Here is a 12,310-nt window from a genome sequence, read left to right as displayed (position 1 = left end):
TGTCTGGCGCCTGTGGGTGCCAACACTCCGATTTCCCGAGCATGAAACAACGTACACTCCTGATTGTCTTTGGCTTTCTGGCGGTGGTAGCGCTGCTGCATCTGTTGTCGCTGAATGCGACACTGCTGCTGGGCCTGCGCATAGCCGCCGTTGCAGCCTTGGGCGTCTACACGGCGATGCGCCGCACCCTCACCGGCTGGATCTTCTACGCCATGGTGTTGGGCCTGCTGATTGGCTATGACTTTCCGGCCATCGGCAGCGAAATGAAATTCCTGTCGGACATCTTCCTGCACCTGATCAAGACCATCATTGCGCCGCTGCTGTTCTCGACGCTGGTGGTGGGCATCGCGGGCCACAGCGACCTGAAGCAGGTGGGCCGCATGGGCTGGAAGTCGCTTGTATACTTTGAGGTGGTGACAACGCTGGCGCTGATCATTGGCCTCATCGCCATCAATATCAGCCAGGCGGGTGTGGGCATTGACATGAGCGCCATGCCCAGCACCGGCGAGACGCTACAAGCCGTGAAAGGCAAAAGCTGGCAGGAAATCGTGGTGCACATCTTCCCGACGAACATTGCCAAGAGCATAGCCGATGGCGAGGTATTGCAGATTGTGGTGTTCAGCGTGCTGTTTGGCGTGGGGCTGGCCATGGTGAAGGAAGACAAGCGCAAGCCGATGCTGGAGTTCACCGAGAGCCTGGCCGAGGTGATGTTCAAGTTCACGAACATGGTGATGTACCTGGCGCCAGTAGCTGCGGGCGCGAGCATTGCCTACGCGGTGTCGCACATGGGGCTGGGGATTCTGGGCAACCTGTTCCAGCTGCTGGCCACGCTGTACGTGGCGCTCATTGCGTTCCTGCTGCTGGTGCTGCTGCCAGTGCTGCTGCTGTTCCGGATACCGCTGAAGGCGTTCCTGCGTGCGCTGTCAGAGCCGGTGACCATTGCTTTTGCCACCGCCAGCTCGGAAGCAGCCCTGCCCCGCGCCATGGAAGGCATGGAGCGCCTGGGTGTGCCGCGCAAGGTAGTGGCCTTTGTACTGCCCACGGGCTACAGCTTCAACCTCGACGGCTCGACGCTGTACCTGTCGCTGGCGGCCATTTTCGTGGCCCAGGCGGCGGGCGTGGAACTGCCGATTGGCCAGCAGATTCTGATTGTACTGACGCTGATGCTGACCAGCAAAGGCGTGGCGGGCATCGCGCGGGCATCGCTGGTGATTCTGCTGGGGACGCTGGCGTCGTTCAACCTGCCGACCGAGCCGGTGCTTTTCATTCTGGGCATTGACGTGCTGATGGACATGGCCCGCACGGCTGTGAACGTAACGGGCAACTGTCTGGCATCGGCGGTGATTGCCCGCTGGGAAGGCGAGTTTGACGACGCCAAGGCGGCCGCACTGGCAGCCGAAGTACCGGGCGCCGTTCCACTGAAAGACAAGATGCTGAACAAAGACTGAGGCGCACGCCCTCAGTTGTAGATAAAGAAAGCCGGGGCAACCCGGCTTTTTTGGTGAAGGGGGAGAAGCGTAATCGATGTGGACGACTTCTGTACGTCATCTCGAGGCCCAACTTGTTGGGACGAAGAGATCTATCGCCGCTGGTTCAAATAGATTTCTTCGCTGCGCTCGAAATGACGTGCAAGGGGCGGTTAATTGAAGTACGGCGAGGCGCAGCGTATTCGATGACAACAACTCCTGCACGTCATCTCGAGGCCCAACGTGTTGGGACGAAGAGATCTATCGCAACATGTTCAGATAGATTTCTTCGCTGTGCTCGAAATGACGTGAGCCGAGAGACGGGAACAGACCCGCACCCCTACTCCATCATAGCGAGCAAGTCAGCGAGGGTGGCGACGGGGACGCCGAGTTTGGCGGCCTTTTCCAGTTTGCTGGGGCCAGCGTCTTCGCCGACGACGAAGAGATCAACGTTCTTGCTGACGCCGCTGGCGTTCTCGCCGCCGTGGCTGGCAATGAGGGCCTTGAGGTCGTCGCGAGACCAGCCGGGGAAGGTGCCTGACACGAGTATCTTCTTGCCAGCCAGTTTATCGGAGGCGCGCGCAGCGGCAACGTGTTCGAACTGGAGGCCGGCGGCGTAGAGCCGGGCAATCTCGTGCTGGTTCTCGGGACGCTGGCACCAGTCGACGACGGAGCGGGCGATACGCTCGCCGATGTCGGGAGTGGCGACGAGGGCGTCGTAGGAGGCCGCCATGAGCAGCTGCACCGTGGGGAACGCGGCAGCCAGCTTTGCCGCCACGCCTTCGCCTACAAACCGGATGCCCAGCCCGTAAAGCACGCGCGCATAGGGCACCTGCGCACTGGCCTTGATGCCGGCCACAAGGTTCTCAGCCGACTTGCGGGCGAAACGCTCCAGCTGCTCCACCTGCTCGACGGTGAGGTCGTAGAGGTCGGCGGGGGTGCGGACGAGCCCGGCCGCTACCAGCGCGTGCACGACTTCGGTGCCAAGCCCCTGAATGTCGAGGGCCTTGCGGCTGGCATAGTGCTCGAGGCGGCCTTCGATCTGGGGTGGGCAGATGGCCTCGTTGGGACAGTACCAGCCGACCTCGCCGGGGTTCTGCACCAGAAAGGTATTACACTCGGGGCACTGAGTGGGCGTGGCAACGGGCTGGGCACCCGCAGGGCGCAGGCCAGGCACTACCTCGATGACCTTGGGGATGATTTCGCCGGACTTCTCGACGACGACGGTGTCGCCGATGTGGAGGTCGAGGCGGCGGATTTCGTCGTAGTTGTAGAGCGAGGCGCGCTTGACGGTGGTGCCTGCCAGAAGCACGGGCACGAGGTTGGCGACGGGCGTGATGTAGCCGGTTCGGCCTACCTGATAGGAGACATGGTCGAGGCGGGTCTGGGCCTGTTCGGCGGCATACTTGTAGGCGACGGCCCAGCGGGGTGCCTTGTTGGTGGCGCCGAGTTCTTCGCGGGCGGGGAGGTCGTTGACCTTGACGACGACGCCGTCGGTGGCATAGGGGAGGCCGTCGCGGCGGTCGCGCCAGTGTTCAATGTAAGTGGAGACGGCGGCGAGGTTGGGAGCAACCTCATTGGCATCGGAAACGGGGAAGCCCCACTGGCGGAGGAGGTCAATGGCCTCGGAGTCGTTGCGTGGCTGGGGGCCGTCTTCGATGAAGAGGTAGTAGGCGATGAAGCGGAGGCGGCGGTTGGCGACCTCGCGGCTGTCCTGGAGCTTGAGGGTGCCCGCGGTGGTGTTGCGGGGGTTCATGAGGGGGGGTTCGCCGAGCTCGGCGCGTTCGGCGTTGAGGCGATCGAAGTCGGCCTGGGACATATAGGCCTCGCCGCGAACCTCGAACCGGGCGGGGGCGGAAGCAGGCACGCGCAGGGGGATGCTGCGGATGGTGCGGACGTTGGGGGTGATGTCGTCGCCCTCGGTGCCGTTGCCGCGGGTGACGCCCGTGACGAGCACGCCGTCTTCATAGTGGAGGCTGAGGGCTACGCCGTCGATCTTGAGCTGGCAGAAGTAGGCGACGTCTTCGGCCTCGCGGCCAATGCCCTGGCGGACGCGACGATCGAAGTCGGTGAGCTCGTCGGCGCTGTAGGTGTTGGCCAGCGACATCATGGGCCGGCGGTGGCGGAAGGTGGGGAACTCGCGGGTGATGGTGCCGCCGACACGGAGAGAGGGGCTGTCGGGGTGGCGGAGTTCGGGGTGGGCCGCTTCGAGGGCTTCGAGCTCCTTGAGGAGAAGGTCGAACTGCTGGTCGGAGATGACTGGGCGTGCCTCGACGTAGTAGAGGTGGTTATGATGGTTGAGCTCGGCGGTGAGCTGCTGGATGCGTTCGGCGGGAGAGACGGACATGACCGGAAGCGGAGGAGAGCGGGTGAAGTTACGGAGGGGCTGGGGAACGGAGGCGGGGAAATCTGCGGAGTTGGAGGGAGAAAAAGAATGCTTTTGTAGGTAACTGCCAACATTTTGGGTGAGTCGTCCTGATGCACCTGCTTCTACCATCCTATCCTCACAGCAGAATGACGTGAGTGGGAAGAGCGCGACGCAACGTCGGGCAAAATCTCCGTTCTTTAGGGCAACTCTTCCCTCCTAACCCCTCTGTGAAAGCGTTTCTGTTAAAACTGGTGCGGAGTGTCTCGTTCTGGATACTGGTGTATCTGGTGGCGTCGTACACGCAGCCGAGCCTGCAACTGCTGATTACGTGGCTGAACGGGGGCTTTGTGGCGCTGCTGTGCGCGCTGCTGTCGCTGGAGCGGCAGTATGCGTACCTGCTGCTGTTCGACGGACTGGGATCGGCGCTGGCGCTGCTGGCGTTTCACCACAGCCGCCGCCTGGGTACGGCCATTCCCAGCGCCCTGACGGCGGTGTTCTTCCTGCTGCCGCTTACACTCTTCACCCTGAACCAACTGGACATAGATGCCGAAAAAGCCGGAGGCCTGGGCATGCTGATGGGCGGCCTGCTGACCGGTCTGATTCTGCTGGCGGTGGAGTGGCTGAAGGGCCGCAAAGTGCCGCCGATTGTAGCACAACTGGAAGCAGAGCTGAGCGAGCCGGAATGAGGCGAGAGATGGGCTGTAAACGGCCACAAGCTGTATCTTGAGGCCACTCCCCTGCCCTATCTGATATCTCGATGACTGCTGTTTCTTCCATTCCAGCCGAACTGCGGCCTGCGGTGCTGCGCCTGCAACGCCAGGAGCTGACGCAATACCACATCTGCCAGCGGCTGGCCGAGTTGGCACCCGACGGCGACAACTGCGCCCTGCTGAAGCGCATGGCCGCCGACGAGGAGCGCCACCATGCCTTCTGGCAGAGCCGCACCGGCACCACCCAGCCCCCCGACCGCTGGCGGGTGAATGCCTACGTGTGGCTGGCGCGGGTGTTTGGCCTGACCTTCAGCCTGAAGCTGCTGGAGCAGAGCGAGCAGCGCCTGGAAGCAACCTATGCCCAACTGGCGCACCAACTGCCCGACGCCGCCGTAGCGCTGGAGGGCATCCGTGCCGACGAGAAAGAGCACGAAGAAGCCCTGCTGGCGGGGATACAGGAGCAGCGGCTGGACTACATCGGCTCGGTGGTGCTGGGTGTTTCAGACGCGCTGGTAGAGCTGACGGGCGCACTGGCGGGCTTCACGCTGGCGCTGCAACAGACGAAGCTGATAGCGGCCGTGGGGCTGATTACGGGCATAGCGGCGGCGCTGTCGATGGCGGCGTCGGAGTACCTGTCGGTGAAGTCGGAACGGGGGGAAGGGACGCACCGGAGCCCGCTGACGGCGGCATTCTACACCGGGGGCGCCTATCTGTTCACCGTAGCCCTGCTGACGGGGCCGTATCTGCTGCTGGACCGCCTGTATGTGGCGCTGGGCTGGGCGCTGGCGCATGCCATGTGCATCATTCTGGTGTTCACGTTCTACCAGAGCGTGGTGTATGGCGAGCGGTTCCGGAGCAAGTTTCTGGAAATGGCGGGGCTGACGCTGGGGGTGGCAACGATCAGCTACGGGCTGGGCTGGCTGGTTCGGCTATGGTTCGGCGTGGAAGTGTGAGGGTGGCAGCCAGCTTGGAGGCGTTTCCTCATAGACTTTTCGCAGCCGGGCAGCCAACTGCTGAATAGAGTCAACATGTGCTGCATTGGCGGGATCATAAGTAAGGCCTATTGTGTCGGAGAGAATGTGGACCAGCAGCTCTTCCAACGGCTTATCCCTGTAAATACACATGAAAACAGGAAAGGCATAGCCCGCGTATTCGTCCTGAGCGATATCATAGGGCACGCCAATGGGATTCCACTCGGCCAGCACCTGATTGATTTTCTCCAGTGTGGGTTTCATGAAAGGGTTAATATTCGAAGCAACTGTCACGCCGATTCCCGCTCCTCGGCAATGCGTTTACCGCTGGTGTGGCGGCTGGTGATGGTACAGTTAGGGGCAACTTTTCATTTTGATCGCTATCCTTTCATGCACTATACCTGAAAGATGTATTCTACCCTCCCGCTGGGCATTCGCCATTCGTTGAAATTGGAAGAACTGGCCGAGGTTGGCATTGCGGTGTACGGCTACCACCTGCTGGGGCTGCCCCTCTGGACGTTTTTTGCGCTGCTGCTGGCCCCTGACCTCAGTATGCTGGGCTATCTGGCGGGGCCACGTGTGGGGGCTGCGCTGTACAACACCTTTCACCACAAGGGGTTGGCCCTGCTGACGCTGGCGGCTGGGCTATATACCGAGGCTCCCGTGCTGGCTGCGGCAGGTCTGATCCTCTTTGCCCACGCGGCACTGGACCGGCTGCTGGGTTATGGGCTGAAGCTGCCCGAGGGTTTCCGGCACACACACCTGGGAATGGTGGGCAAGGACAAGCCTGCGGCCTGAACTGCATCAGCTGTCTTCGCTGGTTCGAGATAACATATCTATGGTGCGGCCTTACCGACACGTCGGGACGCTCGCTGGTACTTGTAGTCAGCGCCAATGCGTTGGTGCCTGCCGTTCTCTCACAGCAAGTGTAAACAGGGTAATCTCTGCGGCGCTATTCTACATTGCTTCTCGGGCTTTCCCTCATCGGGTCTAGCCAATTACCTTCGCTCGTCAAATAACTGGCTGTTCCGGAAAGAAGGATTGATGTATAAAATGGTAAACTTTTCATTTTATGTTGATTTTGAAGGTGTTCTTTGGGTGATTTGTGGATGTATTTGCAATTTGGGCTGTCGTTGTGCAGAAGGCGAATCTGGGGCGTAGTTGCTTGTCTGCTGATAGTGCATTCAGCTTGGGCACAGAGAGCCAGCCTGCTGGACAGGCGAGGCAAAACGCTCTGTTGGACTGACGGCTATCGGGTATTCAAGGCAGATGGGTCTGTGTTGGTAGGGCCCGGTGAAAGGCTTCCCAATACAAAAGGCATAATCATCAACAATCCCGCCAGTAAAGCCTCTTATTACATCCTGCAAATCGACAGCCTGACAGGACGCATATGCCAGGTAGCACAGCTTTCCCTCAAAAAGGACAGCATTCAGGTTATACACGCGTGGGCAACCGCCTCCCAGTTCCCTGTCCGTTTTTTGCTTGACACAGACAGCAAAGGCCGTGCGGTTATCCAACTGAAGGAAGCCGCAGGAAACTACATCGGTGCAATAAGGCTTAAGGACGAATTCCGTCTGGCAGATCCGCAAGCGCAGGCTGCTTCGGTTCCAGGCTTTTCGCAACATGTACCTTCTATTCCCTCGGATGCTGGGAATGAAGAGGCTGTGACTTGGGTGTTCGGCTACAATGCCGGCCTCCGTTTCAGCAATGAAGGCGTGCACCCCTTTCAGGGCCACGCTTTGCAGCAATTGGAGGGCGCTGCTGTGTTGCATGACAGCGCAGGTGTCTTACTGGCCTACACAGATGGTAACACCCTTTACGACCATCAGCATCAGGTAATTGCTACCGACCTGGGGGGGCATGCCTCCAGCACGCAGTCAGCTTTGTTCCTGCCGGTTCCCCATAATCCACGAATGTTTCTTCTGGCAGTCGTCGATCAGGGGGGGTATGCAGGCAGAAGCCGGGGACTCACAGTCTACCGTGTGGTTCAATCTGCTCCCGGCAAGCTCCAGCTTCTCCCACAACCCCTCCTGCAACTACCCGACATGACCGAGAAACTGGCGGCCGTGCACCATGCCAATGGGCGCGACCGCTGGCTCATAGCACATCGACGGTTCTCGAATACGTTTATTGCCTGGCCAGTAACCGCTTCCGGCCTGGGCACGCCCGTGGAGTCGGCCAGCGGTGAAATGCACTCTGGGTTCAGAGATGGGACCATCGGCCAATTGGTAGTTTCACCTCGCGGCAACTGTCTGGCGGCAGCTATCACGGGGCTTGGCCGAATAGAACTCCACCAGTTTGACAACGCTACCGGGCGCATCTCCAATCCGTTGGTAGTCAGCGATTGGCATCAGGATAGCACAGCACTTGCGTCCCCTTATGGGCTTGCCTTTTCCAGTGACGGTACCTGGCTGGTGGCTTCCGATTGGCGGCAAAACCACATCAATGCTTGGAAATTGGGGGCTGACTCCGCTCAGACCGCCGCCAGTCGGGTGCAGTTGTCAGGTACCGACGCTTCTCTGGTTACAGGGGCACTGCAATTGGGCCCCGATGGCAACATCTATGTGGCCATGAGCGACGGCCCGGCAGGCATAGGCGCTCAGTGGGTTGGGAAGGTTGCCTTGGCGCAAACAAAGCCGGTCTTCACCGACCATGCAGTTGCGTTGCCCGACGGCAGTCGCAGTGGTTTTGGGCTTCCAAATGGTATCGCGGGCAGTTATGGCAGCATTGTGGTCGATTTCACGGTGGCCAACACCTGCGAAGGCCAAACGCAACAGTTGGTTAACCGCTCCAATCGGCGACAGAAGGTAAAGTGGAGCTGGTCCATTCGCTCACAGCAGGAATCGTTTCAGGAATGGTCTACCGATGAAGCCCCAGTGCTGGAGTTGACCGCTGGTTCTTATGAAGTACAACTCAAGGGGTGCTACAACAGCATCTGCGACTCCGTTGTTCGGCGCATTCAGGTTTTTGTCCCCTCCCCAGTAGAATTGGGTGGCGATACAACCCTGCCAGCCGATGGCTCCGCTTTACGGCTGCGTGCAGGTGCCGATACCACCCGGCGCTACTATTGGAGCACGGGTGAAACAGCCCCCGCTATTGATGTCCATCTGCCCGGCCGCTACTGGGTTCAGGTACATCAGGGTAGCTGTGTTTCTTCCGATACCATTCGGGTGTGGCCCAACTCCGTTTCTGTGGCGCTGGCTGTTTCATCAGGAGAAGAGGCGCCAGAATCTTCGCGCACCAGCGCACCTCTGCCAGAAGCCCAAAGCGCCTCTCTGCCCCGCATTTCCATCCTCATGAGCCTTGCCTGGCTGCCGCTTACTCCTTTGCGGCAGTCGGTACCTGCGGCACCTGAAGGCGTTCAGATACCCGTTGCGCTTCCGCCCGCTGCTTTTCAGTGGGCCCCACAGGCGGTTGTAGGCTTCCGCTATCGTCTGGTAAAATAATATCTCTCTCTACAGCTGCTGCTGCATGCGTAAGCTCCTTTTCCTCCTGGCCAACTGGGCTCTGGTGTCCCCTGTTTTTGCCCAGACCACACCCTTCCTGCCTTATCGGCTCCCGTCATATACCGCAGTAGGGCTCGCGCAACAGGCGGCTGCGGATCAGGGAATGGCCGTAGGGCGGCAGAATGTCGGCCTCCCGATTTACTCGCTTTCCAGTAGATCCTTGAGTGTACCTGTGGGGCTGGAGTATCTCACCGGCGGAGTAAAACTGGCCGCAATGGCTACCGATGTCGGGCTCAATTGGTCTTTGCAGGCGGGGGGAGCCATCGTTCGTATTCCCTTCGGCAGTACAGATGTTTACGCAGTGACCGGCACCACCATCACAGGCGTCACCGCTGACCAGCCGGATATTTTCTACTTCAACTTCCTGGGGCGCAAGGGCAAATTCGCCGCTTTCCCCGATGGCAGCATCTACACATTCCGCACCATGCCCTACCAACTCCTCAGAATAGAGGCGGAGTGGGCCGATGAAGCAGGAGTCAAGAAAATCCAGGCCTTTACGGTGGAGGATGAAACGGGTACCCGCTATCGGTTTGCACAGAAGGAAATCACACAGATGGTGGTCAATGGCGTTGCGGAAGCGCCAGAGACACACGCGTGGTATCTCACACAGATTGATGCCGCCGATCACTCCGATCGAATTGTATTTCAGTACGACACTTTTGTCGGCGCAGCCTATCCCGTTGGTCGTACAGCCTGGCGCAGTATGGTCGGAACCAGTTACGCCACGTCGGCAGCGCCTGGTCTTTATACGTCTCCGCCCCCCACTGGTGGCTCCGCCGCCTCTTGCCCAGGTGTCGGTTATACGGATGGTCAGCTTCTGGATGCAGCTGTGAAAGTGTATTTGAGTCAGGGAGTGCGCCTCAGGGAAATTGCTTTTGTCAACGGACGAATGCTCTTTCTAGAGGCCTCTTCCCCCAGGGCCGACTACGCTTCGGCCTACGATCTGCGAAAGGTTGTGCTGTTGCGCGAGTTCAGCGGCCCTGCCGATACGCTCGCGGTCTGGGAACTCGAATACGCCTATTTCAACAGCAGCTGCGCAAACGATAAGCGCCTCATGCTGAAGGCGCTCTCCCGAAAGTATACATCCGACGCCGGCGCTCCCGCTGTCTTGCGCACGCGGCTCAGCTATTATGCGGAGAACAACTGCCTGCCCAATCGGTTGGCCTTTTCCGTCGACCATTGGGGCTATGCCAATACAAAGACGGCTAACACTCAGTTTGCTCCTGGTAATGACGCCGTAGCCCACCGTGCCGCCGATACCTTGGCCCGATGGGCTACACTTGCGGCCATCCGGTCTCCTTTGGGGAGTGTCACTGCCTATGAATGGGAATTGCATCAGGCGACTACAGGTCCTGTCGGGGGCCTGCGTTTGAAGCGCGTGGTGCAGCAGCCGAATGGAAACCCCGCCGACACCGCCAACATCATTCGAGAATATGTCTATGGGGAGGGCAGGAATGGCCTTGGTCAGCTCACGGGCAATGGCGCTTTGTATCCTACCTATTCCCGTTCGGTCTACAAGGTGCTCCCCTGCACAGGCGCCAACAGAGCAGTGGAGGTAAAACTGTGGGCATCGTCCTCGCTCACCGACTTCCTCGACGACGCTTTCATCAGCTACAGTGAGGTGCTGGAAAAACAGGGCGTCAATGGCCGCTTCGGGCAAACCCGCTACACGTTCACTTCCGCGCTCAACTACCCCGACTCCCTGGTGCAGCCGTCTGGTACGGTCGCTTTCAGCCAATCCTGGAAGCGGGCGCTCCCCACGGGCCAGCAGGTGTTCAGCATGCAGGTACCAGCGTCGCCTCAGAAGCTCTCCGCCAGCAGGGTGCTCTATCACTTCTGGCAGGGCAATGGTACCGCTGACTCCGCAAACGTGCGGCTCACGCCCAACTATACCCGGAGCCTGACGGTGCGTATGGGCACCGATGATTATCTGCTGTCAGGGCAGTCACGGCTGTTGTCAGGTTGGGTACGTCAGGTTGAGGCGCTCGACACCACCTACACGCACGATACCCCGCCACTTCCAGTAGTGCAGCGCCAGTGGACTGTTTTCCACCAGTCCAACATGCTCCCGGTGCAAACGGAAAGCGACATGGGCAGTGGCCGCATTCTGGGCTCGCGCATTTCGTACGCAGAAGATCTCTATCCCTCGCTCCCGTCTACAGCTGCCGACACCGCCACAGCAGCGCTCATTGCCCTCAAACAGCAGGGCCGTCGCGGAGTACCCGTCGAGACGCTTTCATATTACCGGGCCTCGCTTTCCGATACCCAGAAGGTGGTGACAGGAAGTGCCCTTTCGGTTCTTCGCCGCATCACCGTTGCCAATGAATACACTGCCGCACCGCAAGCGGTAGTCGTGCCGTTCCGGTCCTATGGTGCGCGTATTGGCCAACCCCTGCTTCTCCATAAGACATTTCGCCCGTTACGCATCGTTTCGGGTGTGTTTCAACCGGATGCTGCTTACTACTATCCTCAGCTGCACAGTGGCAATGTGGTTTCCTACAACCCTTATGCGCAGCCGCTGACCGTAGTTGACGCAAGAGGCGTACCCAGTAGTACGCTGTGGGGGTATCGGTCTACCCTGTCAGTGGCAACAGTGGGCAATGCATCGTTCGATCTTGGGACAGCCTCCTATGCAGGTTTCGAGTGGTTGCAGCCAGGCACCGCCCAGCTCGATGGCTGGAGTATTGGCGCAGCTGGTTTCCTGGCTACCTCCGGCGCGTTCACTGGCCAGAATGCCCTCAGTGGTCCTACGGGTGGCAGCACACCCGATGCACAGGGGCGCTATGTATTGGCTACACGCTTACTAGCGGCGCCCGATGCTCAGGCTACGTATGTGCTCTCTGCCTGGGTTAAGCGCAATGCACCGATTTCTCTTGAGCTGAAAGCCGTTCAGCCTTCCGGGGCCGACATTTCCGGCATCTCCTATTTCGCCGAAACCACCGAAGCACCCGCCAGCGCAGATTGGCAGTGGGTTATGGTCAAGCTGAACCTCCCACGTGTAGCGGGTACAACGCCGACTTACACGGGGCCTATCGCACTGAAGGCTACGTTCTATACCACTTCGGCTGCATCGCAGGCCTTCATTGACGACATCCGCCTCCATCCGCTGGAGGCCGCCATGACGTCCACCACCTTCCTGCCCCTTGTTGGCGCCAGCTCTTCCAGCAACGCCTTGGGCATCCCACAGTTTCAGGAGTACAACAGCCTCCTTGAGGCTGTCCGCGTCCGCAACCACCGCGGCGAACTCCTGCTTGAAAAGCACACCCACATCCAGGAGAACCAGTAAGCC

The 12,310-nt window shown here is 59.8% G+C and carries 8 protein-coding genes; 6 read left to right on the top strand and 2 right to left on the bottom strand.

The features are described 5' to 3' along the window. The first annotated feature begins 41 nt into the window (after positions 1–41). Entirely contained in the window at positions 42–1,448 is a 1,407-nt protein-coding gene (locus AC2D8O_RS04630; RefSeq protein WP_484677624.1) for a dicarboxylate/amino acid:cation symporter, read from the top strand. 358 nt (positions 1,449–1,806) lie between these two features. Here AC2D8O_RS04630 and ligA read toward each other — a convergent pair whose 3' ends face one another. Continuing rightward, positions 1,807–3,813, bottom strand: a complete 2,007-nt coding sequence (gene ligA, locus AC2D8O_RS04625; protein WP_484677623.1) for an NAD-dependent DNA ligase LigA — start codon at positions 3,811–3,813, stop codon at positions 1,807–1,809. Between the two features lie 248 nt (positions 3,814–4,061). Between ligA and AC2D8O_RS04620 the strand changes: the two genes are divergently transcribed. Both AC2D8O_RS04620 and AC2D8O_RS04615 read left to right on the top strand, forming a co-directional pair. Next, on the top strand, positions 4,062–4,520 hold the full coding sequence (locus AC2D8O_RS04620; protein ID WP_484677622.1) for a hypothetical protein: 459 nt from the start codon (positions 4,062–4,064) through the stop codon (positions 4,518–4,520). Between the two features lie 71 nt (positions 4,521–4,591). Continuing rightward, positions 4,592–5,497, top strand: a complete 906-nt coding sequence (locus AC2D8O_RS04615) for a VIT1/CCC1 transporter family protein (RefSeq protein WP_484677621.1) — start codon at positions 4,592–4,594, stop codon at positions 5,495–5,497. Here the strand turns inward: AC2D8O_RS04615 and AC2D8O_RS04610 are convergent. Then, positions 5,474–5,779, bottom strand: a complete 306-nt coding sequence (locus AC2D8O_RS04610; RefSeq protein WP_484677620.1) for a hypothetical protein — start codon at positions 5,777–5,779, stop codon at positions 5,474–5,476. The genes AC2D8O_RS04615 and AC2D8O_RS04610 overlap by 24 nt on opposite strands. 144 nt (positions 5,780–5,923) lie before the next feature. Between AC2D8O_RS04610 and AC2D8O_RS04605 the strand changes: the two genes are divergently transcribed. The 3 genes from AC2D8O_RS04605 to AC2D8O_RS04595 all read left to right on the top strand — a co-directional run bounded on the left by AC2D8O_RS04605 (position 5,924) and on the right by AC2D8O_RS04595 (position 12,307). Next, positions 5,924–6,313 carry a DUF4260 domain-containing protein gene (locus tag AC2D8O_RS04605; protein ID WP_484677619.1) on the top strand — a complete coding sequence of 130 codons (390 nt, stop codon included), beginning with the start codon at positions 5,924–5,926 and terminating at the stop codon, positions 6,311–6,313. Positions 6,314–6,993: 680 nt separating this feature from the next. Then, complete coding sequence (locus AC2D8O_RS04600; protein WP_484677618.1) at positions 6,994–8,961, top strand: lactonase family protein; 1,968 nt, start codon at positions 6,994–6,996, stop codon at positions 8,959–8,961. 25 nt (positions 8,962–8,986) lie between these two features. After that, complete coding sequence (locus AC2D8O_RS04595) at positions 8,987–12,307, top strand: hypothetical protein (RefSeq protein ID WP_484677617.1); 3,321 nt, start codon at positions 8,987–8,989, stop codon at positions 12,305–12,307. Positions 12,308–12,310 lie beyond the last annotated feature (3 nt).

This window comes from Pontibacter sp. T17 (genome assembly GCF_057219875.1).
This window is presented reverse-complemented; position numbering and strand designations above follow the sequence as displayed.